Below are 24,194 nucleotides of genomic sequence, written 5' to 3'. Positions count from 1 at the left end.
CATTGATTCACACCAATACGACTCGCCTTTTTCGGCGAGTCGGCAGGCCGGACGGCTTGCCGAGTGTGAGAATTGTTTAAACAGAATTGCCGGAGGTGCGCATGTTGCACATGCACCGGCTCGTGCGGGACGGGGCAGCGTCGCACGAGAGTTTTCTGGTCAATGCGGAAGGCGCGCTCCTTCTGACGTCCTTCGCACTTGCTGCAATCGGCTGGTGTTGTCTCATGGCAATGTGGCTGATGAGAGCGCTTTCCTGGGCGTCCGACTGGGCGACCTGAGGCCAGCGCAGCCGAGATTGCGGCCGGCTTTGTGAGCTGGCGCACACAAGTTCGTCCCCGCCGGTGCTAACACCGGTCCAGACCTGAAGCGTCTGAAAGGGGATGCGTGGCCGGCCTGTTGCCGGCGACGGCCAGCGATGACCAGATTAACCGCGCCATTGTTGATCGTGTCGGGCATTCTCGTCGGATTGTCGTTGCACACCGTCGTCAATTGCGGCGATGCCAGCGAGCCCGACGTCTGCTCGGCCGTGATCGGCTTCAGCCCGTTCCGCGGCTCGCTGATCGCGTTCGCCTATGAGGGGCGCGGCCGCATCGCGCTGCGGCACGGCGATGCCAAACGGGCGGTCGCGGATTTCGACGAGGCCATTCATCTCAACCCCAACCGCGCCGCCACCTTCCGCGACCGCGGCCAGGCACACCGGCAGAACGGCGAGCTCGATCTGGCAATTGCCGACTACAACCAGGCGATCGCGCTCAATCCGAAGCTTGCCGCGTCCTATTCCGAGCGGGGCCTCGCGCTGGCGGGGACGGGCGATCTCGACCGCGCGATCCTGAGCTACAACACCGCCATCCGCCTCGCGCCCCATGATGCGGACGCGCGCGTCAATCGCGGCCTCGCATTGCTCGCGAGCAGGCGAGCCGAGGATGCCCGCGCCGATTTCGAAGCCGTCCTCGCGCTACCGGAGCGCCCCGACGGCACCGCCCATCAGCTCGCCCGCGCCAAGCTCATCGAGCTCGGCGAGCCAAGGCCGACCCACATCTCCGCCCCGGGACGGTGAGTAGTTTAGAACGACGCTGCGCCCCTCTCCCCTTGTACGCGGCGCTAGGCTTTCTTCTTCGCAGATTTCTTCTTGGCCGCCGGCTTCTCTTTGGCCGGCTTCTTCTCCGCCGCCTGCTTCTTCTCAACCATCTCGGCGGCTGCGCTGGCTGCGAGGCGCATCGACCTTGCGTAGCTGTCGGCGACGTTGTCGGCGGACATCTGGAGGCGCTTGGCCGCAGTGGTGGCCTGCTCCACGGTATTCCTCGCGATCAGCTTGTAGCGCTCGCGCACCTCCTTGCCCTTGGCCTTGGCCGCGAGCCCATTGAAGCGATCCCGCCGCTCCTTGGCGCGGGCCATCAGGCCCGAGTGGAGCTGTCTTGCCAGTTGCCGGATCACGACATCCAGGTCGGCGTCCGCCATGTCTCTTGTCCTCTTGGTAACGGTCACGATTGTTGCGCGCGACTATGCAGATGCCGCATCCGCTTGGCAATGTGAAGGGGCGGGCAGGTCGCTTGCACAACTTCGCGCGAGGGCGTGGATCGGCCGCACGCTTCGGCGTAACATCGCCGCAGGGCAAAAGGCCCCACATAGCGAGCCGGAAGGAGGATCCCATGTATGCCGCCATCCGTCAGGCCAAGGCGAAAAGCGGGAGCGCGGAGGAGCTGGCGCGCCGCATCAAGGAAGGCGCCGTTCCGATCATCAGCGATGTCGACGGCTTCCGCGCCTACTACGTGGTCTATGCCGGCGACGACACGGTGACCGCGATCTCCATCTTCGACAAGTTCGAGCAGGCAGAGGAGGCGAACCGGCGCGCGATCGCCTGGATCGAGAAGGATCTGGGCCCGCTGCTCGCGGGCCATGCCAGTGCCGCCGCAGGCCCGGTGATCGTGCATACGCTGGCGTGAACTCGCGCGAGCTCTCTCCCGACGTCGTCCCGGCCTTCGCCGGGACGACACCGAGATTGTAGAGCGCGCCTTCCGCAAAATCCGCAGCCGCCGGCCCTCACAACTCCCGCGCATTCGAGAACGCGAACGAGCTCACCCGCCGCGTCGTCTCATCCAGGATCAGCGTGCGCGTGATCGGAGGCTCGGCGCGCTGGGCGCAGTTTTCGCGCTCGCAGAGGCGGCAGTTGACGCCGATCGGCGTGCCCTCGGCCCTCTCCAGATCCATGCCGGCGGCGTAAACGAGGCGCGAGGCGTGGCGGATCTCGCAGCCGAGACCAATGGCAAAGCGCGGCTGCGGCAGAGGGTGGGGCGCAATGGGCCGGCGCACCATCTGCGCGATCGAGAAGTAGCGCGTGCCGTCCGGCAGCTCGATCACTTGCTTCAGGAGCCGGTCCGGCGTGTCGAAGGTCGAGTGCACGTTCCACAGGGGGCACGTGCCGCCGAATTTCGAGAACGGGAAGGTGCCGGAGGAGAAGCGTTTTGAGACGTTGCCGGCATTGTCGACGCGGAGCAGGAAGAACGGGATGCCGCGCGCGTTCGGCCGTTGCAGCGTCGTGAGGCGATGGCAGACCTGCTCGAAGCCGGAATTGAAGCGCTGTGCCAGCACGTGGATGTCGTAGTTCAGCGCATCGGCCGCCGCGAGGAACGGCTGGTAGGGCATCATCACCGCGGCGGCGAAATAATTGGCGAGCGTGATGCGGAACAGGCGCCGTGGCGCATCGTCCAGCGGCCCAGCGCGGCCGATGATGGTTTCGAGTTGCTGGGTGCATTCGCCGAGCCCGAGCTGGAACGCAAGCTGGAACGCGCGACCGGGCGGATCGACCAGCTCGGAGATCAGGAGCTGGCGGCGATGGCGATCGAAGCGCCGCAAGGTCTCGCGCATCACGTCGACCGGCATGATGCGGGTCTGGACCGAATGTTTTTCGCGCAAGCGCGTCACGAGGGCTGCGTAGAGGCCTTCGGCCGGGACGTTCAATTCGTCGCGCAGGGCTTCCGCGGCCTGCTCGAGCTCCGGAAAATAATTGCGGTTGGCCTCGATCAGCTCGCGCACGCGCTCGACCGGATTGGCCTCATAGCGGGTGCCGAGGTCGCGGTCGGCCATCTGCGCCGCAGCCAGCGTCTCGCCCTGGCGCGCCTCGGTATAGGCGGCGTAGAGCCGTTGCAGCGCATGGGTGACGCCGGGGCAGAGCTCGGCGAGGTCGCGCAGCTCCTGCTTGGGGACGTCGATCTGGCGGAACAGCGGATCGGAAAAGATCTCGTTCAGCTCGGCGAAGAAGCGGTCCTCGTCGGCGGTTGCGAGATCGCGCAGGTCGAGGTCGTAGGTCTCGGCCAGCCGCAGCAGGATCTGGGCGGTCACCGGGCGCTGGTTGCGCTCGATCAGGTTGATGTAGCTCGGCGAGATTCCGAGCCCCTCGGCGATCTGGGTCTGCGACAGCCCTAATTGCTGCCGGATCCGCCGGAAGCGCGGGCCGACGAACAGTTTCTTCCCGGAATCAGCAGCCATCAGCGTGTCTCCAGAGGTAGCAAGGACAGCCTCGCTGACATATATTTTTTACAAACTTTACAAAATAACATCTGTGACATGTTCTTATGTTACATGACATCACCATTCAAATACAAGCCCACTGTACGATCCAGGGATTCTCGCGTTTAGCTCTCAGCACGCATTTCGCAATGCACTGTCAAGAATGTCGACAAGAATAGCGAAGGTAAACGCTGCAGCTCTGTCGCCACCGAAAGGATCACGGACATGAACTTCCAACCGCGCGGGATCAACACCCAGGGACCGGCGTCCTATCAGAGCGAGATTGAGGCGGCCGAAGCCCTCCTCAAGACCAAGGAGACCTGGAACGGCGTCACCGCCGAGGCCGTGGCCCGCATGCGTCTGCAGAACCGCTTCAAGACCGGTCTGGACGTCGCCCGCTACACCGCGGCGTTGATGCGGGCCGACATGGCCGCCTATGACAGCGACCCCACCAAGTACACTCAGTCCCTCGGCTGCTGGCATGGCTTCATCGCCCAGCAGAAGCTGATCTCGGTCAAGAAGCACTTCGGCACGACCGATCGCCGCTATCTGTACCTCTCGGGCTGGATGATCGCCGCGCTGCGCTCCGAATTCGGACCGCTGCCCGACCAGTCGATGCACGAGAAGACCTCGGTGCCGGCCCTGATCGAGGAGCTCTACACCTTCCTGCGCCAGGCGGACTCCCGTGAGCTGAACGATATCTTCCGCGCGCTCGATAAGGCGCGCAAGGAAGGCGACAAGACCAGGGAGAAGGAGTTGATCGCGAAGATCGACAACTTCCAGACCCACGTCGTGCCCGTCATCGCCGACATCGACGCCGGCTTCGGCAACGCCGAGGCGACCTATCTGCTCGCCAAGAAGATGATCGAAGCGGGCGCCTGCGCGCTCCAGATCGAAAACCAGGTCTCGGACGAGAAGCAGTGCGGTCACCAGGACGGCAAGGTCACCGTGCCGCACGAGGTGTTCCTGGCGAAGATCCGCGCCTGCCGTCACGCCTTCCTCGAGCTCGGCGTCGAGGACGGCATCATCGTGACCCGCACCGACTCGCTCGGCGCCGGCCTTACGCAGCAGATCGCCGTCAGCCACAAGCCCGGCGACATCGGCGATCAGTACAACAGCTTCCTGGATTGCGAGGAAGTCACGGCCGCCAACGCCCGCAACGGCGACGTCATCATCAACCAGAACGGCAAGATGATGCGTCCGAAGCGGCTGCCTTCCAACCTCTATCAGTTCCGTCCAGGCACCGGTGCAGATCGCTGCGTGCTCGACTGCATCACCTCGCTGCAGAACGGCGCCGACCTGTTGTGGATCGAGACTGAGAAGCCGCACATCGAGCAGATCGCCAGCATGGTCGATCGCATCCGCAAGGTGATCCCGAACGCCAAGCTCGCCTACAACAACTCGCCGTCCTTCAACTGGACGCTCAACTTCCGTTGGCAGGTCTATGACGCGATGAAGGAAGCCGGCAAGGATGTCAGCAAGTACAACCGTGCGGAGCTGATGAAGGCGGAATACGACGACACGCCGCTGGCGATCGAAGCCGACGAGCGGATCAGGACCTTCCAGGCCGACTCCGCCAAGCGCGCCGGCATCTTCCACCATCTGATCACGCTGCCGACCTATCACACGGCCGCGCTGTCCACCGACAATCTCGCCAGGGAATATTTCGGCGAGCAGGGCATGCTCGGCTATGTGAAGAACGTCCAGCGCGCCGAGATCCGCCAGGGGATCGCCTGCGTGAAGCATCAGAACATGGCGGGCTCCGACATCGGCGACGAGCACAAGGAGTACTTCGCCGGCGAGGCTGCCCTGAAGGCGGGCGGCGCCCACAATACGATGAACCAGTTCGGCTAACGGTTGAGGAGACTGACAATGTCCAAAGGCAGCAATTTCTGGGTGATCGGCGGTGAGTTCGGTTCGATGAACTTCCACAAGCTCGTGGAAGGCTCGGCCCAGGTCAAAGGTCCCTTCAAGTCCCGCAAGGAGGCTGAGGACTGCTGGCGTGAGGTGTCGGAAGAGAACCGCCACAAGGCCGGCGTCCGCTTCTCCATCGTGGAAGAGCCGCACCGCGCTCCGGCAGCCTAACCCCCCTGCTGCCGGCCTAATCGAAGAAGAAGACGTCCAAGGACGGACGGTCCCATCCGGGCTCTGCCCCGGGTGGGATCGTCTGTTTTTGGGACAGGGAAAACTCCCCTTTGGGGGCGTAAGTATCTGGAATTATACGGCCTTTGCGAACATCATGGTTGCTGATAGGTTAACGGCGCCAGTCGAGCAACGAGGCCGAAAATGTCAGAGCCCCAGATTAGCGGGACCAATCCCAGCCAGCCGCGCACCGTGCGGCTGCGCGATGCGCTGCTGCGGGCGCGGATCGAGGCCGCCGACCGGACCGGCGTCGTGGTCGACCTGCGCGATGCCGAGGTGGCGCGGCTGGAGATCCTCAACGACGCGCTCGATCCCTTGTTCGCGCAGGTGCCGCAGCAGATCGACCTGTTCGACCGCGGCATCAGCCAGGGCGACACGCCGCGGCTGTGGATCGACGTCGTCGCCCACATCATGATGGGCCGCGACAAGCGGATGTACCGCTTTGTCCAGGATACCCGGTTCGGCCGCATCGTGCTCGCCGAGTCGCACGACACGGCGGTGATCGTGGAAGCGGTGACGGATTACGTCGCCCGCCGCATGATCGAGCGCGAGCACGCGATGGTCGTGCCGCCCGAGCCCAAGGCGGCAGAGCCGGAGAAGCCGCGCCGCTCCCGCATCTGGCCCTTCCTGCTCGGCTTCATCCTCGGCGCCGCCGCGCTGTTCGGGCTGGCGCTGTTTGCGGCGTTGCGGAGCTGGTGAACCCCCGTCGTCGCGAGGAGCGGAGCGACGAAGCAATCCAGGAATGCCTCCGCGGAGAGATTCTGGGTTGCTTCGCTTCGCTCGCAATGACGGAGAAACTAGACCAGCCGCACGTGCTTGATCTGCCGGACCTGCAATCCATGATCCATGCTGCGCACGGTCTGCTCGCAGCGCCAGCCGGCATTGTCCTTTTCGATGGCGAACAGATTGTACGCCGCCGCAGGATAGCGCCCATGCGCCAGCGCCGAGGCCGAGGGCACGCCGACCGCGGGCACGTTGCCGTTGGGGCCTTCGAACCACATCGTCGAATGCACGTGGTCGTGGCCGTGCAGGATCAGCTCGACGCCGTGCTGCCTGATCAGTGCGAGCAACGCGTCGGAATCTGTCAGCCGCTTGTGGCGCGACTTCGATCGCAGGGGATGGTGGACGAGCAGAACGCGAAAGACGTCTTCGCTCGCAAGCCGCGCCAGCACCTCTGCGAGCGCTGCGAGCTGGTCGCGGCCGAGCGTGCCCGTCGCCATCAGGGGAGCCGTCGGCACCGCCGTCGATAGGCTGATCAGCGCCGCCGGTCCGCGCCGGCGCACGGCGGGAAAGAAGCTCGCCGCAGGCTCGTCGCCGGCAATGTAATTCAGGAAGGTTTCGCCAAAGCGCTGGCGTGTCGCACCGACATAGGCGTCGTGATTGCCGGGGATCGCGGTGACGAGATCGGGCGGACCGACACCTTCGAGCCAGGCGAGCGCCGGCGCGAACTCCGCTTCCAGCGCCAGGTTGACGAGGTCTCCCGTCACCGCAATGTGGTCGGGGCTTTGCGCCGTCATGTCCGTGACCAGCGCGTCGAGCACCTCGCGGCGCTGGTATTTGTGGCGGTTGCGCGCCCAGTTGACGTAGCCGAGCGCACGCTTGCCGGCGAGCTCGATCAGCCGGGGCCTCGGCAGCGGCGGCAGATGCGGGTCGGACAGATGCGCGAGTGTGAACGGTGCCATCAGATGCGCGATTGCCTCGCTATTCCCGTGCTGTAATGGCAAGGTCTGCCTTGCGACGCAAGGAAAGCTTCGAGGAAAGCTTCAAGGAAGGCTTGCAAGGGAGTTTCATGGGAAGCCCGATGGCAGGACGTATGGACCAGATGCGACGGAAATACGAATACCTGCTGCGGCGTGTCTTTCACTCCTACTTCCTGCTCGCCCGCGGCATGACGCTCGGCGTCCGCGCCGTGGTGCTGGATCGGGACAATCGCGTCTTCCTGGTCAGGCACAGCTACGTCAGCGGCTGGTATCTGCCGGGCGGCGGTGTCGATCTCGGTGAAACCATGGAAGCTGCGATGCGGCGCGAATTGAAGGAGGAGGGCGACATCGACCTCACCGGGCAGGCGGTGCTGCACGGCATCTTCCTCAACAGCCACGTCTCGCGCCGCGATCATGTCGCGGTCTATGTGGTCAGGGAGTTCAGCCAGGAGCGCCTGCCGGAGCCCAATCACGAGATCATCGAATGCGGGTTCTTCGCAAGCTCAGCCCTCCCCGAGGGCACTACGCCCGGCACGCGGCTGCGGATCGCGGAGGTGCTGGAGGGCCGCCCGCAGATTGCGACGTGGCGATGAGGCGCGGCTGTGTTAACATGAGTTGGGGGTTGAATGGATGGAGCCACGGGCTCGCTCAACCTTTCCCGCTTGCGGGGGAGGTCGGCGCGAAGCGCCGGGTGGCGGCTCTTTCCACATTGGGAGTATCGATTGCGGACACACCTCCGCTCTCCTGCGCAAGCGGGAGAAGGGGCGCACCTGCTTCGTGGCTCGCAATCAGACCTGATCTTTTGGTAGGGCGCCGCGTCCCCAGCGCGCCATGGATACCGGATGAAGAGCCTCAAAATTACCTTCGGCCTGATCTGCCTTGCGATCCTCGCCAGCAACATCGCGACGATGTCACGCTGGAACGAGGCGCGGGGCGTCTATGACGATGTCTGCTATCTGCGTCAGGCGCATCTGTTTCAGCGCTTCGGCATCGGTGGGCTCAACACGAATGCGGCGCTGGACGACGATCACTATTTCCAGGGCAAGCTGAAGGAGATTGCCTACGCCGAATGGCAGGAGCCGGCGGGCTGGCCCTGCCATACGCCGATGCCGGGCGACAAATTCGTGTTGCAGTATCCACCCGGCACGGGTGCGCTGCTGGCGCTGTTTCCGGAGGGAAATCAGGTCGTGCCGCTCTATGTCAGCGCGAGTCTGATCGTTTCTGGCCTTGCGCTCTTCGGCATCTTCACGGCGCCTACGCTGCCGTTGACCCTGGGAGCAGGTAGCTTCGGCGCGCTCGCCGTCTATATCATGGTCAATCCGGGTAAGGCGAGCTATTCGGTCGCGCCGACTATGGCGGTCTGCGCCGCCGCAGGATTCTTGACCGCGTGGTGGCTGGTCAAGGCGCGGCAGAGGCTGTGGCCCGTCATGCTGATCGGCCTGCTGTTAGGGGTGTCCGTCAATTTCCGTTTGCCCAACGCGTTGCTCGCGGCTGGCTATTTCCTGTTCCTCGGAATTCCCTTGGTGTGGTCGCGCAAGCTCATCACCTTTGCGCAGGGCTTTGGCTTCGGCGTTGCGGTCCTTGTCGGCATGGCGCCAACCCTGATCGCTCAAGCTGTCAACGCCGGCAGTCCGATAGCGACAACCTATGGCAGCGCCGACGTCGTCGCGCCTGCGTTCAGCCTCGTCGTGTTCGGCCAATATCTGAGCGACATGCAGTTCGGGCTGATCGCGCTCGCGATCGGCTCGACCGCCTGGCAATTGCGGATGGGCGAGGGCGGCGTGCGCCAGGTCGCGCTCGTCGCTGTCGGCAATCTCCTGGTCAATCTCGTCTTCTTCCTGAGCCATCCGGTCTTCACGCCCTACTACGTCGTGCCGATCGCGATGCTGACGCTGTGGAGCTTGTCCTTCGCCGCGCTGATGGAGCCGGTGAAAGCCTCTGAAGCGCCGCCGCTGCCTCATGGGGCGGCAGGCGTTGGAGCGCTGTCGCGATGACATCGAGGGAATTTCGCATCGCCGTGCTAGTGTGGTGCTACAACGAGGAGGCGGCGGTCGCGACCGTCGTCGCTGATTTCCGACGATCAAAACATGGCGCTGAGTGAAATCGGTCTAGGTGTCCGCGCCGCGGCTTTTCTGTCGTTTCAGCTCAAGCGCAAGCAAGCTCTGCTCCTGGATCAAACTCCAATTCTGTTGCTCGAGCTTGTGCAGACGCTCTGTCATGTTGTGCATGAACACGAAGACCACCAGGAACAGTGCACCGAACATCACGACGAAGGGAAATACGACGCCGGTCAGGTGACTGATCAGATAGGCGAGGCTTGGAAACAGGGCAAAGCCGGCCGGCAGGATCGCAACCATGGACAGCATCAGAAAATCATAGAGATCGAACTTCCCTTTCAGCGTCTTGCGCAACAGCGCCAGCATGTAGATGAACGCAAAGCCCGATATGATGACAACCGTCTCGGCGCTTGGAATGACGTTGGTCATGGCGATCTCCTGCTACCTATCTCTGCACTCACAAGCCCGAAAATTTGCCTGAGGAGTCACGATTGCCTCGCCAGACGCGCGAGCAGGATGTAGCCAAGCACACGGATCATGTAATTCACCGTCTTCAATCCGTCGATCGAGCTGACGCCGGTCTCCCGCGCCCGCATCTCCACCGGCGCCTCGCTGATCCTCAGTCCTGCGCGCATGGCCCATGCCAGCGAGATCGGCTCTGGGAAATCGACGGGATATCGCCGCGCAAAAAATGCGATGGCATGGCGGTCGAGTAGGCGCATGCCGCTGGTTGGGTCGGTGATGCGGCTGCCTGCAAACAGATTGTTCAGCGTCAACCCTATCAGTCGGCTCCCGAGGCGCCGCAGCCGCGTGGAACGGAAGCCGGCATTGTCGATGAACCGGCTGCCGATGATGATATTCGCGGACTGCCTCTGATAGGCATCGAGCAGGGCGTCGATCTCCCGCGGATCATGCTGCCCGTCGCCGTCGATCTGGATGCAGAAATCGTAGGCGTTGCGCGCGGCATATTTGATGCCCGCCTGCACAGCGCCGCCAATCCCGAGATTTTGCGGGAGTCGGGCGACCGGCGAGCGCTCGCTTGCAACGGCGGCAGTGGCATCCGTCGAGCCGTCATCGACGACCAGGGTATGGTAGCGGCGACCTGTCCGCGCGATCTGCGTCAGGACATCCCCGATGGACGCCTCCTCGTTGTAGCAAGGAATGATCAGCAGGATCCGCGGCTGGCCCGCTTGCGCAGCCGCGCTACCTGGGCCTGGATCTGCCACGTCTAGGTCGGTCGTGATCACGTCTGCCCCAAAACCACAATCTCCGCATGCGCGGCGCGCCGGATCGCGGCGCGCTCGTTACCGCCAGATCCGGCTTCCCCCAGCATTGCTATACTTGCCGATGCATTTCCTGTACAGGGCGGCTGGTCCTTGTCCTCATGCCGGATTGGCATCCGCCCGGTGAAAGCCCGATGAGAGCCGTTAAAATATGTTTCTCGATTATTTTTCTCGCCATGCTGGCCAGCAACGTCCGGCTGATCTCGCATTGGAACGAGAGCCGCGGCGTCTACGACGACATCTGCTATCTTCGGCAGGCGCATCTGTTTCAGCGCTTCGGCTGGCATGGTCTCGATACCAGCCTTGCGCGGGAGGATGACGGCTATCTGGCGGGCAAGCTGCGCAGCATCGATTTTCCGAATTGGAACGATCCGACAGGGGTGCCGTGCCACACCCAGACCGCTGATGGCAGCAAAAGGGTGATGACGCCGCCGCCGGGGACTGGTTTCGTCCTGTCGCTGTTCCCCGAAGGTTTCCAGGTCGTCCCGCTGTATGCGCTGGCGAATGTCGCGATCGCGGGTTTCGCTCTCTATGCACTTTGGCTGGCGCGACAACCGGGCGCGCTGGCTCTCGCCGCAACCTTCGGCGCGATCTCGATCTACTTCATGATCAACCCGACCAAGGCCAGCTATTCGATGGCGCCGACGATGGTGGTCTGCGCCCTCGCCGGGTTGCTGACGGCGAGACTGTACGCCGACGAAAGCCGGCGTCATCTCCTCATGGTGGCGGCAGTCGGCATCGTGCTCGGCCTGTCGGCGAGCTTCAGAATCGCCAACGTGCTCCTTGCGGCAGGCTATTTCATGTACTTCGGATTGTTCTTCCTGGTCCGGCGTAGCGGTGCGAACTTCCTGCAAGGCCTCTCGTTCGGCCTGGCATTTCTCCTGGGGATCCTGCCGGTGCTGACGGCGAACATGGTCAATTCAGGAAACCCGCTGGTCTCGGCCTATGGCGGCCAGGATACGGCGCCGCCGCGCCTCGATCTGGCCGTGCTGCGCGCCTATCTGGCGGACGTGCAGTTTCCGCTGATCGTCATCGTTTGCGCCTGGACCACCCTGCTGTGGCATTTTGCGAAGCAATCGGGCGTTAAGCGACTGGCGCTTCTCGTCGCAGGCAATCTCGCATTGAACCTGGCGTTTTTTGCTACGCATCCGGTCTTCACGCAGTACTATATCATTCCTATCGCTATGCTTTCGCTCTGGACACTGCTGTTTGCCGTGATCCTCACGCCTGGGCAGACGCAGCTGGACCACGCGCCGGGGTCCGACGGACCGCGGCTTTCCGAGATGGCAACCGCCGACGCGAAATGAACGATCTGTCCTACATCATGCCGGCAGCTATCAACAATGCGCGGACGGCGACGTTGGTGGTGGAAGTTGCAGTGTGTCTTTCGCCCTCGTGCGGGTGGGTGGACCCCGGGGCGCTCGAGCAATGACAGCGTCTGAGCTTCGTATCGCCGTGTTGGTGCCCTGCTACAACGAGGAGGCGGCAGTCGCAACCGTCGTCGCCGATTTCCGCAAGGCGCTGCCCTTGGCCGAGATCTATGTCTACGACAACAACTCGCGCGACCGCACCGCAAGCGTTGCGCGCGAAGCCGGCGCGATCGTGCGCAGCGAGCGGCGGCAGGGCAAAGGCCACGTGGTACGCCGCATGTTCGCCGACGTCGAGGCCGACGTCTATGTGCTGGTCGACGGCGATGCGACCTATGATGCGCCGAGCGCTCCGCGCCTGATCGACAAGCTCCTCGACGAGCATCTCGACATGGTCGTCGGCCTGCGCGTCGATCAGGGGCAGGCCGCCTACCGGCTCGGCCACCGCACCGGCAACCGCATGCTGACGGGCTTCTTGTCGTCGACCTTCGGCCAGGCCTTCAAGGACATCCTGTCCGGCTACCGCGTGTTCTCGCGCCGGTTCGTCAAATCCTTCCCCGTGCTCTCCGACGGCTTCGAGATCGAAACCGAGCTTGCGGTCTATGCGCTCGAATTGTCGCTGCCGGTCGCCGAGGTCGAGACGCCGTATTACGCGCGCCCCGAAGGCTCGTTCTCGAAGCTCAACACCTGGCGCGACGGCTTTCGCATTCTCGGCACCATGTTGAAGCTCTACCGCTCGGAAAGGCCGTTGCGCTTCTTCACGGTGATCGGGATTCTGATAGCGCTGGCGTCGATCATCCTGGCGATCCCGATTCTGATCACCTACATCGAGACCGGTCTCGTGCCGCGTCTGCCGACCGCGGTGCTGTCTATGGGCCTGATGATCATGGCGCTGCTGTCGGTGTCCTCGGGGCTCGTGCTCGATACGGTCACGCGCGGGCGGCGGGAAATGAAGATGCTCGCCTATCTGTCCCAGCCACGGCTGAAAAGGAACTGAAGTCGGGCGCAGCTCCCATGGACCTCTGCATTCGCAGATGCTACTCCAGCTCCAGTGTTGACGCGTTTTCTTAACGCGAACCGGAATCCACTTCGCTCGAAACGCTACGATAACATGAACGATCTCTCAGTCACCATCCTTCCCGAGGCCGCCGGCGACGCACAGGCGATCGAGCGGCTGCACGAGCGCACTTTTGGCCCCGGACGCTTCGTGCTCAGCGCCTATCGAATCCGCGAGCACGTCGACCATCTGCTCGAACTCTCCTTCACCGCGCGCATCGGCACGCTGATGGTGGGCTCGGTGCGCCAACTGCCGATCACGATCGGCGATACCAAGGCGCTACTGCTCGGTCCGCTCACGGTCGAGCCGCCGTTCCGCGGCCGCGGCGTCGGCCGCTTGCTGCTCGAGCGCGCGCTGAAGGACGCGAAGGCGCAAGGCCACGCCATCGTGCTGCTGGTCGGCGACGAGCCCTATTACAGCCGCGTCGGCTTCAAGCCGGTGCCGAAGGGCCGCGTCACCATGCCCGGCCCGGTCGACGCCAGCCGCATCCTGGTCTTTGAACTCGTCGACGGCGCGTTCGAAGGCGTGTCGGGCCCGGTCGGGCCCGACTGGAGCAAGGCGCGGGGGTAGGGGGCGCGTGCCCGTCAAGCCGGGCGTGCGACTATTCCTGCCGCATCGACATCCGCAGCACCTGCGTCAGCACCGCCGAGAGGATTAGGAAGCCGGCCATCGCGCCTAGTCCCGCCTGGAACGAACCCGTCGTTTCCTTGAGCCATCCCATCGTGATCGGCCCGAAGAAGCCGCCGAGGGTGCCGATCGAATTGATGAAGGCGAGACCACCCGCGGCCCCAAGTCCGGTCAGGAAGCGCGGCGGGATCGACCAGAAGATGCCGCGCGCCGACGTGATGCCGACCAGTGCGACCGAGAGGCCGACGAGGCCGAGCTCGAGCGATTGAAAGATGACGGAGATGATGAGGCCGAGTGCGCCGACCATGCAGGCGATGGTCAGGTTCGATGTTCGGCGCCCGGACCTGTCGACCATCCAGGACCAGAGCAGAGTTGCGATACAGCCGAACAGATATGTGATCGCGGCAACCAGCCCGATCGCGCCGATCGAGAGACCGTGCGACTTGAGGATCAGTGGAAGCCAGATCCCGACCGCGTAGGAACCGATGGTAAATCCGAACTGGATGCCGGCGAGGATCAGGACTCGGGGATCCGCGAGCGCGCTCCAGAGGTGATGCACCGGACGCTCGCGTTGCTCGGCCTGGACCGCCTTTACGACGATCTCGCGTTCCTCGGCAGACAGCCAGGTCGCCTCGTGCGGCTTGTCGGTTACATAGCGGAGGACCACGAAACCGAGCACGACCGCCGGAAGGCCCTCGATGATGAAGAGCCATTGCCAGCCGGCAAGTTGCCAGATGCCGTCCATTTGCAGGATCGCGCTGGAAAGCGGCCCGCTGATCAGCGATGCCAGCGGCACCGACATCTGGAACACCGAGAGCGCGCGCGTGCGATACCGCGCGGGAAACCAGGCGACGAAGAAATACATGACGCCGGGTGTGAAGCCGGCCTCGGCGAGGCCGAGCAGGAAGCGCAGCGCGTAGAAGCCGTATGGGCCTGTGACGAACGCCGTCGCGGCGGCAATCAAGCCCCAGGTGATCATGATGCGGGCGATCCACCGGCGCGCGCCGAAGCGATGCAGCGCGATATTGCTCGGGACCTCGAAGGCGCAGTAGCTGAAGAACAGGATTCCCGCGCCCCAGCCGAAGGTCAGCTCGGTGAGGCCGAGATCGCGGTTCATGGTGAGCGCCGCAAAGCCGACATTGGTGCGGTCGATATAGCTGATGACGTAGGCCACGATCATCAGAGGCATGATGCGGAAGGCGACCTTGCGGAAGACGCGGTCCTCCTTGCTGACCGCATCATGTGAAACGTCGACAGCCGCACTTGAACTCATGAATCCGCTCCTCGTCGATTTCCTCGATTGCAACCGCGGCGCCCGATTCCCCGTCCGGTCTTTCCGCGGCCGTTGCCAGATTGCATATTTGAGATATAAAAAGCAATAATCGGCATCCACGAGGCCGAGAATTTGTATCTACAGGCGAAAATATGCGGAGAGTGCGATGGCGGAACTGACGGTGCCCGTCGTTGCGTTGCAAGATTTTGCCGCGGCGGTCTTCGCGCGCGCATGCCTGCGACAGGATGACGCGCAGACGATCGCAGCCGATCTCGTCGCCGCTGACATGCGCGGGCTCGCCTCGCATGGCGTGTCGCGGATTCCGATGTATCTTGAGAGGCTGCGCCGAGGCGTCGTCAATCCGCAGCCGAATGTCGCCGTCCATCGCCTGTGGCCGGCGGCGAGTCTCGTTGACGGCGACAACGGCATGGGATTTCTGGCCGCTCACAAGGCCGTCGACGAAGCGATCGACCTCGCGCGTCAGAGCGGGGTCGGGCTCGTCGGCGTCCGCCGCAGCACGCATTTCGGCATGTCGGCGCTCTATGTGAAACAGGCGAGCGATGCCGGCTTCATCTCCCTGGTGTTTACGAATTCCTCGCCGGCGCTTCCAGTCTGGGGCGGGCGCACCACGTTTCTCGGCGCCGCGCCGTTTGCCGCCGGTGTTCCCGGCGGCGGTGAGGGCGACTATCTGCTCGACATGGCGATGACTGTCATTGCCCGCGGTAAGATCCGCCTCGCGGCCAAGCAGGGGCTTGCCATCGAACCTGGATTGGCGCTCGACAAGACGGGAGCGCCGACGACCAATGCGTCAGACGCTTTCGAAGGGGTCTGCCTTCCCTTCGGCGGCCACAAGGGCGCGGCGCTCGCCATGCTGATGGATCTGCTGTGCGGCGTCCTCACCGGCGCGAACTTCGGCGGCGAGGTGAAGAGCCTGTATTTCGATCACTCCGAGCCGCAGAATGTCGGGCATCTCGTGATCGCGCTGCGCCCTGACCTGTTCATGCCGAAGGACGAGTTCGATCAGCGCATGAATGCCTTCACCACGCGCGTCAAGGGTCTGCCCCGCGCGCTGGGCTTCAATGAAATCCTCATGCCGGGCGAGCCGGAAGACCGCAAAGCGGCCAAATCGTTGAAGGAGGGCATCTCGCTGCCGGCTGCCGTCGTCGCCGACCTGCGCGAGGAGGCGCGTCGTCTCGAGGTCGCCGCGGATGTCCTGTCGGCAGGATAGGATTTATGTCTCTAAAAATGCAATCATGAGGAGGCCGACGTGGCGCCGCCGTACTTCCCTCCCGCATCAAGATGTTGATTTTGAACCGCGATTCTTTCAGCCAAGCGACTCAGGAAGTTGGACAGATGCTCTTGTCCCTTTGGCTTTGAGAGGGCAATCCTCGCTGGTCCTCTGATTTGGTGCTCTCCATGCCTGCAAGTCCCCTCACGCTCCGCATTGCCAATGAGATCAAGGAACTGATCCGAAGCGGCAGCATTCCGGTTGGCGGGCATCTCAGCACCCAACGCCTCGCCGACCAGTTCGGCGTCTCGCGATCTCCGGTTCGCGAGGCGATGCAGATCCTGGCCGATCAGCAGGTCCTGGAGCAGCAGCCCAACAGAGGCTTTTTCGCCTGTGCGATCGCGGAAAAGCGCGGCAAGAAGGCGACGAGCGATTTCGCCGAACTGGCGGGAGGGCCTGCCGAATACGAAACTCTGGCGGACGATTGGCTGACCGACCGCATTCCGGCAGAGGTCACCGAGCAATTCCTGCGGCAGCGCTACGACCTGACCAAGGCGCAGTTGACGGAGGTCCTGCTGCGCGCCGTCCGCGAAGGCTGGGCGGAACGCAAGCCGGGCTACGGCTGGCGCTTCCTGCCGGTTGCAAAGACGGCGGAAGCCTTCGAGCAGATCTACCGCTTCCGGATGCTGATCGAGCCGGCCGCCATGCTCGAGCCGACCTTCCGTTTGGATCGGCAGGTGCTCGCGGAGCAGCGCCGCATTCAGGAGAACATGCTGTCCTCCGACATCGCGAAATTGCCGGCCGAACGTCTCCTCCACAACGGCTCGCTCTTCCACGAGGAGATCATCAAGCTCTCCGGCAACATGTTCTTTCACCGGGCGCTCGTCCAGGTGAACCGCATGCGGCGCCTGCTCGAATACCGATCGCGGGTCGACCGCCAGCGCCTCCAGATCCAGTGTTCCGAGCATCTCCAGATCCTGTCGTTGCTCGAGAGCGCCAACGTCTACGACGCCTCCTTCCTGATGCGCCAGCATCTGGGCGGCGCGCTCGTCCGGAAATCCCCCGTCATCCTGAAGCGGCCCGCCGGGGAAAAAGACTGATCAAAGCTATTGCTTTTTTCTGTCATAAAAGCCAATACAGCTCCCCAAGAGATCTGGCGCCGGCCCAGCCGGCGGCCGCCAGCCTGCCTGAGGGAGAAAATGCATGCGTATCATCGTGCTGCCGGGAGACGGCATCGGTCCGGAGATCACCAAGGCGACCATCGCGGTGCTCGAGGCCGCCGATCGCGCCTACAGGCTGGGGCTTAATTTCGATTACGACGACGTCGGCTTCGCGAGCCTGGAGAAATACGGCACGACGCTGCGCGATGAGACGCTGGAGAAGGCGCGCGGCTATGACGGGATCATCCTCGGGCCGCAGTCCCACATGGACTATCCCCCGCGCGACCAGGGCGGCCCCAACGTCTCCGCCGGCTTCCGCGTGAAGCTCGACCTCTATGCCAATGTTCGTCCGGCGCGCTCCCGTTCGTTCCTCGATCGCGGCGCCAAGAACATGGACCTCGTGATCATGCGCGAGGCGACCGAGGGCTTCTATCCCGACCGCAATATGTTCAAGGGCATCGGCGAGTTCATGCCGACGCCTGACGTCGCCCTGTCGGTTCGCAAGATCACCGGCCATGCGTGCGAGCGGATTGCGCGGGCGGCCTTCGTGCTGGCGATGAAGCGCCGGAAAAAGGTCACGGCGGTGCACAAGGCGAACAACTTCATCATCACCGACGGTTTCTTCATGGAGAAGGTCCGCCAGGTCCACAAGGAGTTTCCCGAGGTCCAGCTCGACGACGTCATCATCGACGCCATGGCAGCGCATCTCGTGCGCGACCCGTCGCGCTATGACGTCATCGTCTCCACCAACTTCTATTCCGACATCCTGTCCGACCTCGCCAGCGAATTGTCGGGCAGTCTGGGTCTTGCCGGCTCGATCAATGCCAATGCCGAGCTCGGCCTCGTCTGCGCCCAGGCGCAGCATGGTTCGGCTCCCGACATCCAGGGCAAGAACATCGCGAACCCCACCTCGCTCATTCTGTCGGCGGCGATGATGCTGAGCTGGCTCGGCGAGCACCGCAAGATCCCGGCCCTGGAAGCGGCCGGTGCCGGCATCGAGAAGGCCGTCGACCAGGTGCTTGCGGATCCCGCATCGCGCACCCGCGATCTCGGTGGTTCTCTCAACACCGACGCGTTCGGGCAGAAGGTCGCGAGCGCGATCGCGAAGGCGTAGAAGGCAAGCCGATCCGATCATTGCCGCTGGTGCTCGTTCCGGGCTCCAGCGAAAAATTCCTCCGTTGAGAGTGGCAGATGGTGAAAGCCAAGCCGCGCATCGCGCTCATTCATGCAACGCCCGTGGCCATCGAGCCGATCGCGGCGGCGCTGGCGGCCGGATGGCCGGATTCGGAGCCCGTGAATATTCTCGATGACAGCCTGTCCGTCGACCGCGCCGCGGTGGCGGACCTGTCTCCCGCGCTCACCGAGCGTATCGTCGATCTGGCCCGCTATGCCCGCAAGCTGGGTGCCGACGGCATCCTCTTTACCTGCTCGGCATTCGGCCGTGCCATCGAAGAGGCTGCCGGGCTGTTCGAGATACCTGTCCTCAAGCCGAACGAGGCGATGTTCGAGGCGACGATCGGGCACGGTCGCAACAGCGCGATGATCGCCACCTTCGCGCCGGCGCGCGCCGGCATGGAAGCCGAGTTCGCCGAAGAGGCGGCGCGGCTCCGGCCCGATGCCAGGTTGACGAGCTTCGTCATCGAGCCCGCGATGACCGCTCTCAGGAGCGGCGACGTCGAGACCCACAATCGGCTGATCGCAGAGCAGGCGCGCTCGCTCAAGGGCTTCGATGCGATCGTGCTCGCGCACTTCTCGACAGCGAGGGCTGCAGCTGCGGTTCGCGCGCTCGTCGATATTCCGGTCTTCAGCAGCCCGGAGGCCGCGGTCGCCAAGCTGCGTCGCCTCCTGGATGGCGGATAGGAGGACGGCGATGCTGCTTGGTGTCATTGCCGACGATTTCACCGGTGCCAGCGACATCGCGAACACGCTGGCAAAGGGTTTGCCGGGCCAGGGCGGGCTTCGCACCACCCAATACCTCGGCATCCCCGACCGGCCCGCATCAGCCGAGGTCGAAGCCGGCGTCATCGCGCTCAAGAGCCGGTCCATTCCGGCGGGTGAAGCCGTCGCGCAATCGCTCGCGGCGTTGTCATGGCTTCGCGCGCAGGGCTGCCGGCAATTCGTCTTCAAATACTGCTCGACCTTCGATTCCACGCCGGCCGGCAACATCGGTCCCGTCGGCGAGGCGCTCGCGCAGGCGCTCGGCGTCAAGGGCGTCATTGCGTGTCCGGCTTTCCCGACCGTCGGCCGGACCGTCTATCGCGGGCACCTGTTTGTTCACGATCGCCTGCTGAGCGAGTCCGGGCTCGAGAACCATCCGCTCAATCCCATGACGGATCCGGACTTGCGCCGCTGGCTCGCACGGCAATGTCAAACGCCGGTTGGCGCGGTGACGTGGCCCACGGTTCATGCAGGCTCCGACGGATTGCGCGCCGCGCTCATCGAAGCCGCCGCACGAGGCGAGACTCTGGTCATCGTCGATGCGCTGAGTGACGACGATCTGGTGACGATCGGTCGTGCCTGCGACGGGGTGCCGCTCCTCACGGGCGGTTCGGGGATTGCACTGGGGCTGGCTGCGAATTTCCTGCGCGCGGGCGCGGCGTCAGGCGGAGGCGTGAATTTCGCGGGCATCGACGGACCGGAAGCCATCCTCGCCGGAAGCTGTTCCGGCGCGACACGTGGGCAGATCGAGGTCCATGCGGCGTCGCATCCGGTGCTCCACGTTGGCGTCGAAGATGTCCTCGCAGGTCGGACCCGCGCGCTCGACGTCGTCGATTTTATCTGCGCCCATCCGAGCGAGGCGCCGCTCGTCTACTCCGCGGGGGGACCGGAGGAGGTTGCGGCGCTCCAGCAGAAACATGGTCGCGAGCAGATTGCCGAAGCCATCGAAAACCTTTTCGCAACGGTGGCCAGAACCTTGGTGGCCTTTGGCATTCGACGCCTCGTCGTGGCCGGTGGCGAGACCTCCGGCGCGGTGGTTTCGGCGCTCAAGCTCGATGCTCTCACGATCGGCCCGGAGATCGATCCGGGCGTGCCGGTCCTGTTCACCGCAACCGATCGCCCCGTTGCGCTGGCGTTGAAGTCCGGGAATTTCGGCGCGCCGGATTTCTTCGCCAAGGCGCTGCGCAGATTGGGAGGCAGCGCGTGAACGAGACCAGGCTTCGCGAGGAGATGGCCGAGCTGTCGCGCTCGCTGTTCGCGCGCGGTTTCTCGGTCGGCTCGGCCGGAAACATCAGCGCCACGGTCGACGACGGCCTGCTCATCACGCCGACCAATTCCTGCCTTGGATCGCTGGATCCGTCCCGGATCTCGAAGCTCGACCGCGAAGGCCGGCATGTCGACGGCGAGCCGCCGTCGAAGGAGATCTTTCTGCATCGCGCATTCTACGAGACGCAGCCTGCGACCAGGGCGGTTGTTCACCTGCATTCGACCTATGCGACGGCGCTGTCATGCCTGTCCGACACGGATCCGAACGACTGCATTCCACCGATCACGCCTTACGTGGTCATGCGCGTCGGAGAGGTGCGCCTCGTCCCCTATGTGCGTCCCGGAGACGCGAGGGCGGGCGATCTGATCCGTGCACTCGAGGGTCGCTACAAGGCCGTGCTCCTGGCCAACCACGGTCCGGTGGTTGCCGGCAAGGATCTGAGATCGGCCGTCTATGCGGCCGAGGAGCTCGAAGAAACGGCGAAGCTCGTTGTCATGTTGCGCGGCGCGCCGGTCCGGCGTCTCGCGCCGGCGCAGATCGACGAGTTGAAGCGCACATTCGGCAGCCAATGATCCATCGTAAGGAATTCGCATGAAAACCGCTGATCTCGTCGACGCCCACAACGACCTCGTCCATTTCTGCCAGCTCCCGTTTCGCCAGTTCGGCCGCGCCCGTACGTTCTGGGGACCGATCGCGACGGTGAAGTGCTTTGAGGACAACGCTCTGCTCAAGGCCTGTCTGCAAGAGCCTGGCAACGGCCGCGTCATGGTTGTCGACGGTGGTGGATCGACCCGTCTTGCGCTTCTCGGCGATCAGATCGCGTTGATCCTCAAGTCGAACGGCTGGGCCGGCATCGTCATCAATGGATCGATCCGCGATTGCGCGGAGATCGACGGAATGGATGTCGGCGTCTTCTGCCTCGCCACGTCGCCGAAGAAGAGCGCGAAGGACGGCGTAGGCAAGTGCGACATTCCCGTGAGCTTCGGCGGCGTCGAGTTCAAGCCCGGCCACTACGCCTATTGCGACGCCGACGGCGTGCTCGTGTCTTCCGCCAAGCTCGCTTGACGGACCGCCGCGGGCTTGTCGCGCGATCGACCGGATGGAGCCGTCTCCATCCACATCAACAGTGCCAATGCAATTGGCCGCAGCAGGGAGAAGCGTCTATGGATCATGCAGGGCAACTCACCCGTCGCTCGGTGCTGGGCAGCGCCGCCGCAACCTTCACCTTCTCCATGGTCGGAGGAGCTGCAGGCGCTGCCGACGGCAGCATTCCCTACTCGGCCGGGAACGAAGGACCGCGGCTGCGCGCGCCGGCGCACGCCTGCGACTGCCATTTCCACATCTACAACAGTCAGTTTCCCGCAGCACCGAACGCGAGCATCACGCCGCCCGATGCGCTGGTCCAGGACTACTTGCGCCTGCGGTCACGTCTCGGCGTCTCGCGTGGCGTCATCGTCACACCGTCGACCTACGGCACCGACAACAGCTGCACGCTCGATGCCATGGCGCAACTCGGCGATAGCGTCCGCGGCGTCGCCGTCGTCGATACCAGTGTCAGCGACGCAGAGCTGAGCCGGCTGCACGAGCGCGGCATCCGCGGCATTCGCTTCAACATCGCCCGGGCGGGAGCAACGACCGTGGAGATGATCGAGCCGCTGGCAGCGCGGATCGCTGCGTTCGGATGGCATGTGCAGATCCACATGTCCGCCGATGCCATCATCGCCAACGGGGCAATCTTCGAACGCCTTCCCGTGTCGGTCGTTTTCGACCATCTGGGCCGCATTCCCCAGCCGCAGGGCAAGAACCATCCCGCCTTCGCGCTGATCAGCCGTCTGCTCGCGGAAGGGAAGGCCTGGGTCAAGCTCTCGGGCGCGTATCAGGACACGCGCGTCGGCCCGCCCGACTATGCAGACGTTGCCGAGGTCGCACGGGCCTACATCAAGCAGGCACCTGATCGGCTGCTCTGGGGATCGGACTGGCCTCACCCGTCGAAAGGCAATTTCGGCCTGCCCAACGACGCGCTGCTGTTCGATCTCGTTGCCGGCTGGGCAGGCCCGGAAGCGTGGACGCGCATCCTGGTGAGCAATCCCGAAGCACTCTACGGATTTGCAAAGGCGGCGTGACGACCAATTTGCGTGCCCGCGTGGCACGGCGGCCTGCGTAACGCAGCGGGCGATCCACAACGAGAACAGACGGAGAGGGACATGGAGGATATGCAAGGACAAGGCGACATCAGGAAGCGGACGATGGCAAAGGTCGCTCGGCGCCTGATCCCGCTCATGATCCTGATGTTCTGCATCAACTTCCTGGATCGCGTGAACATCGGCTTTGCCGCGCTGCAGATGAACCGGGACCTCGGATTGACGCCGGCGGATTACGGATTTGCCGCCGGCATTCTGTTCGTGTTCTACGCCGGCGCGGAGATTCCGAGCAATCTGATCCTCGAACGTGTCGGTGCGCGGATCTGGCTCGCTCGCATCATGATCACATGGGGTCTGATCGCGGCGGCGAATGCGTTCGTCTACGACAAGCATTCTCTCTATGTGCTGCGCATGCTGCTCGGCCTCGCCGAAGCCGGATTTTTCCCGGGCATCATGCTTTATCTGATCCGCTGGTTTCCTGAGCAGGAGCGGGCGGGCGCCATCACCCTGTTCATGATCGGCAACCCGATCTCCGTCATCTTCGGGGCACCGCTGTCGGCGGCGCTGTTGTCGCTGGACCAGTTCCTTGGACTTGCAGGCTGGCAATGGATGTTCGTGGTCGAGGGGCTCCCTGCTGTGGTTCTTGGCGTCGTCGCGCTGTGGTGGTTGACCGAGACTCCCAGGGAAGCGACATGGCTAGCGCCGGACGAGCGGGAATGGCTGACGCGCCAGATCGAAGCGGAGGGTCGGGCGAAGGCGCACCCGAAGCTTGCCAAATGGAGCGACGTCTTCACCAATGGCCCCACCTGGATCCTGTCCTTCTCGAAGTTCTGCGTGCTGCTCGCCTTCTTCGGCGTGACGTTATGGATGCCGCAGATCGTGAAGGGCATGGGCAACCTCTCGAACACGCAGGCGGGACTGGTGACCGCCATCCCCTATATCTTCGCGACCATCGCCAGCATCTATGTCGGCAAGAGATCCGATCGTACCGGCGAGCGTGGCAAGCACATTGCCATTCCCTCCATCATCGGGGCCGTCGGCTTCCTGGTGGCGGGTTTCAGCGAGAATCCTTATGTCGGATTGCTTGGCCTGTGCGTGGCGCTATCGGGTCTGTGGGTCGCCAACACGGTGTTCTGGACGCTGCCGGCGCGCATCCTCAGCGGAGCCTCTGCCGCAGCCGGCATCGCGCTGATCAACTCGATCGGCAATCTCGGCGGGTTCGCCGGCCCTTACCTTGCGGGCTGGGTCCGCACCTATTCGAGCGGCTTTGCCTTGGTGCTTGCGATTCTGGGTGGCTTTCTCGCCCTGAGCGCCGTCATCAATTTCGCCGTGGCCTATGCCGATGATCGCCGTCGCGAGCGAGCCACTCCAGTGTATCAGGGCGTGAGCGCCGGGGAGGAGCGCGCCTAAAGCGCGATGAGATCAGGATGAATCGTCATCGCGCTTT

At 63.9% G+C, this 24,194-nt stretch carries 26 protein-coding genes and 1 pseudogene; 21 read left to right on the top strand and 6 right to left on the bottom strand.

What is annotated here, in order from left to right; genetic code table 11:
• Positions 1-101 precede the first annotated feature (101 nt).
• On the top strand, positions 102-278 hold the full coding sequence (locus QQL28_RS27620) for a hypothetical protein (protein ID WP_284270558.1): 177 nt from the start codon (positions 102-104) through the stop codon (positions 276-278).
• Positions 279-415: 137 nt separating this feature from the next.
• A complete protein-coding gene (locus QQL28_RS27615) occupies positions 416-1,057 on the top strand; it encodes a tetratricopeptide repeat protein (RefSeq protein WP_284270556.1) in 642 nt (213 codons plus the stop codon).
• Between the two features lie 44 nt (positions 1,058-1,101).
• Here the strand turns inward: QQL28_RS27615 and QQL28_RS27610 are convergent, their stop codons facing one another.
• Positions 1,102-1,458: a hypothetical protein gene (locus QQL28_RS27610; protein ID WP_284270554.1), complete on the bottom strand. Its 357-nt coding sequence runs from the start codon at positions 1,456-1,458 to the stop codon at positions 1,102-1,104.
• Between the two features lie 191 nt (positions 1,459-1,649).
• On the opposite strand from QQL28_RS27610, the gene QQL28_RS27605 reads away from it, so the two are divergent.
• On the top strand, positions 1,650-1,943 hold the full coding sequence (locus QQL28_RS27605; RefSeq protein WP_027522803.1) for an antibiotic biosynthesis monooxygenase: 294 nt from the start codon (positions 1,650-1,652) through the stop codon (positions 1,941-1,943).
• 97 nt (positions 1,944-2,040) lie between these two features.
• Here the strand turns inward: QQL28_RS27605 and QQL28_RS27600 are convergent, their stop codons facing one another.
• Positions 2,041-3,486 carry a helix-turn-helix domain-containing protein gene (locus QQL28_RS27600; protein ID WP_284270551.1) on the bottom strand — a complete coding sequence of 482 codons (1,446 nt, stop codon included), beginning with the start codon at positions 3,484-3,486 and terminating at the stop codon, positions 2,041-2,043.
• Positions 3,487-3,732: 246 nt separating this feature from the next.
• Here QQL28_RS27600 and QQL28_RS27595 point away from each other — a divergent pair, with 246 nt between their 5' ends.
• The 3 genes from QQL28_RS27595 (at position 3,733) to QQL28_RS27585 (ending at position 6,348) form a co-directional block, all read left to right on the top strand.
• Positions 3,733-5,361 (top strand): isocitrate lyase, encoded by a 1,629-nt coding sequence (locus QQL28_RS27595; protein ID WP_284270549.1) that lies wholly within the window; start codon positions 3,733-3,735, stop codon positions 5,359-5,361.
• Positions 5,362-5,379: 18 nt separating this feature from the next.
• Positions 5,380-5,592: a DUF4170 domain-containing protein gene (locus tag QQL28_RS27590; protein ID WP_027522806.1), complete on the top strand. Its 213-nt coding sequence runs from the start codon at positions 5,380-5,382 to the stop codon at positions 5,590-5,592.
• Between the two features lie 201 nt (positions 5,593-5,793).
• Complete coding sequence (locus QQL28_RS27585; RefSeq protein ID WP_284270543.1) at positions 5,794-6,348, top strand: hypothetical protein; 555 nt, start codon at positions 5,794-5,796, stop codon at positions 6,346-6,348.
• A 98-nt stretch (positions 6,349-6,446) separates the two neighbouring features.
• On the opposite strand, the gene QQL28_RS27580 is transcribed toward QQL28_RS27585, so the two are convergent.
• A complete protein-coding gene (locus QQL28_RS27580; protein WP_284270541.1) occupies positions 6,447-7,331 on the bottom strand; it encodes a metallophosphoesterase family protein in 885 nt (294 codons plus the stop codon).
• 119 nt (positions 7,332-7,450) lie between these two features.
• On the opposite strand from QQL28_RS27580, the gene QQL28_RS27575 reads away from it, so the two are divergent.
• The 3 genes and pseudogenes from QQL28_RS27575 to QQL28_RS46200 form a co-directional block, all read left to right on the top strand.
• Positions 7,451-7,942, top strand: a complete 492-nt coding sequence (locus QQL28_RS27575; protein WP_284270539.1) for an NUDIX domain-containing protein — start codon at positions 7,451-7,453, stop codon at positions 7,940-7,942.
• Between the two features lie 249 nt (positions 7,943-8,191).
• Entirely contained in the window at positions 8,192-9,343 is a 1,152-nt protein-coding gene (locus tag QQL28_RS27570; protein WP_284270537.1) for a hypothetical protein, read from the top strand.
• A pseudogene (locus QQL28_RS46200) lies at positions 9,340-9,432 on the top strand (glycosyl transferase); the annotation flags it as partial. The gene QQL28_RS27570 and the pseudogene QQL28_RS46200, both read left to right, overlap by 4 nt.
• A gap of 25 nt (positions 9,433-9,457) precedes the next feature.
• On the opposite strand, the gene QQL28_RS27565 reads toward QQL28_RS46200, so the two are convergent.
• Both QQL28_RS27565 and QQL28_RS27560 read right to left on the bottom strand, forming a co-directional pair.
• Positions 9,458-9,835, bottom strand: a complete 378-nt coding sequence (locus tag QQL28_RS27565) for a DUF2304 domain-containing protein (RefSeq protein WP_284270535.1) — start codon at positions 9,833-9,835, stop codon at positions 9,458-9,460.
• Positions 9,836-9,891: 56 nt separating this feature from the next.
• Entirely contained in the window at positions 9,892-10,632 is a 741-nt protein-coding gene (locus tag QQL28_RS27560; RefSeq protein ID WP_284270532.1) for a glycosyltransferase family 2 protein, read from the bottom strand.
• A gap of 191 nt (positions 10,633-10,823) precedes the next feature.
• Here QQL28_RS27560 and QQL28_RS27555 point away from each other — a divergent pair, with 191 nt between their 5' ends.
• The 3 genes from QQL28_RS27555 (at position 10,824) to QQL28_RS27545 (ending at position 13,683) form a co-directional block, all read left to right on the top strand.
• The gene (locus QQL28_RS27555) at positions 10,824-11,996 is read left to right on the top strand and encodes a hypothetical protein (RefSeq protein WP_284270530.1); all 1,173 of its coding nucleotides are present in this window, start codon (positions 10,824-10,826) and stop codon (positions 11,994-11,996) included.
• Between the two features lie 121 nt (positions 11,997-12,117).
• Positions 12,118-13,053 carry a glycosyltransferase family 2 protein gene (locus tag QQL28_RS27550; RefSeq protein ID WP_284270529.1) on the top strand — a complete coding sequence of 312 codons (936 nt, stop codon included), beginning with the start codon at positions 12,118-12,120 and terminating at the stop codon, positions 13,051-13,053.
• Between the two features lie 114 nt (positions 13,054-13,167).
• Positions 13,168-13,683: a GNAT family N-acetyltransferase gene (locus tag QQL28_RS27545; RefSeq protein ID WP_284270528.1), complete on the top strand. Its 516-nt coding sequence runs from the start codon at positions 13,168-13,170 to the stop codon at positions 13,681-13,683.
• A 31-nt stretch (positions 13,684-13,714) separates the two neighbouring features.
• Here QQL28_RS27545 and QQL28_RS27540 read toward each other — a convergent pair whose 3' ends face one another.
• Entirely contained in the window at positions 13,715-15,013 is a 1,299-nt protein-coding gene (locus tag QQL28_RS27540; protein ID WP_284270527.1) for an MFS transporter, read from the bottom strand.
• 166 nt (positions 15,014-15,179) lie between these two features.
• Here QQL28_RS27540 and QQL28_RS27535 point away from each other — a divergent pair, with 166 nt between their 5' ends.
• The 9 genes from QQL28_RS27535 to QQL28_RS27495 all read left to right on the top strand — a co-directional run bounded on the left by QQL28_RS27535 (position 15,180) and on the right by QQL28_RS27495 (position 24,157).
• The gene (locus tag QQL28_RS27535; protein WP_284270525.1) at positions 15,180-16,241 is read left to right on the top strand and encodes an Ldh family oxidoreductase; all 1,062 of its coding nucleotides are present in this window, start codon (positions 15,180-15,182) and stop codon (positions 16,239-16,241) included.
• Between the two features lie 188 nt (positions 16,242-16,429).
• The gene (locus QQL28_RS27530; protein WP_284270523.1) at positions 16,430-17,341 is read left to right on the top strand and encodes a GntR family transcriptional regulator; all 912 of its coding nucleotides are present in this window, start codon (positions 16,430-16,432) and stop codon (positions 17,339-17,341) included.
• 103 nt (positions 17,342-17,444) lie between these two features.
• Positions 17,445-18,515 carry an isocitrate/isopropylmalate dehydrogenase family protein gene (locus tag QQL28_RS27525; protein WP_284270521.1) on the top strand — a complete coding sequence of 357 codons (1,071 nt, stop codon included), beginning with the start codon at positions 17,445-17,447 and terminating at the stop codon, positions 18,513-18,515.
• A 77-nt stretch (positions 18,516-18,592) separates the two neighbouring features.
• Entirely contained in the window at positions 18,593-19,261 is a 669-nt protein-coding gene (locus QQL28_RS27520) for an aspartate/glutamate racemase family protein (RefSeq protein WP_431309647.1), read from the top strand.
• 10 nt (positions 19,262-19,271) lie between these two features.
• Positions 19,272-20,546, top strand: a complete 1,275-nt coding sequence (gene otnK / locus QQL28_RS27515) for a 3-oxo-tetronate kinase (RefSeq protein WP_284270520.1) — start codon at positions 19,272-19,274, stop codon at positions 20,544-20,546.
• Complete coding sequence (gene otnC, locus QQL28_RS27510; protein ID WP_284270519.1) at positions 20,543-21,178, top strand: 3-oxo-tetronate 4-phosphate decarboxylase; 636 nt, start codon at positions 20,543-20,545, stop codon at positions 21,176-21,178. Before otnK ends, otnC begins: the two co-directional genes overlap by 4 nt.
• A gap of 19 nt (positions 21,179-21,197) precedes the next feature.
• Positions 21,198-21,671, top strand: a complete 474-nt coding sequence (gene rraA, locus QQL28_RS27505) for a ribonuclease E activity regulator RraA (RefSeq protein WP_284270518.1) — start codon at positions 21,198-21,200, stop codon at positions 21,669-21,671.
• A 98-nt stretch (positions 21,672-21,769) separates the two neighbouring features.
• Positions 21,770-22,729 (top strand): amidohydrolase family protein, encoded by a 960-nt coding sequence (locus tag QQL28_RS27500; protein WP_284270516.1) that lies wholly within the window; start codon positions 21,770-21,772, stop codon positions 22,727-22,729.
• Between the two features lie 123 nt (positions 22,730-22,852).
• On the top strand, positions 22,853-24,157 hold the full coding sequence (locus QQL28_RS27495; RefSeq protein ID WP_284270514.1) for an MFS transporter: 1,305 nt from the start codon (positions 22,853-22,855) through the stop codon (positions 24,155-24,157).
• Positions 24,158-24,194 lie beyond the last annotated feature (37 nt).

It is taken from the genome of Bradyrhizobium iriomotense, from assembly GCF_030160715.1.
Classification (GTDB): Bacteria; Pseudomonadota; Alphaproteobacteria; order Rhizobiales; family Xanthobacteraceae; genus Bradyrhizobium; species Bradyrhizobium iriomotense.
The sequence above is the reverse complement of the archived record's forward strand: the minus strand, read 5'-3'. Positions and strand labels throughout refer to the sequence as shown.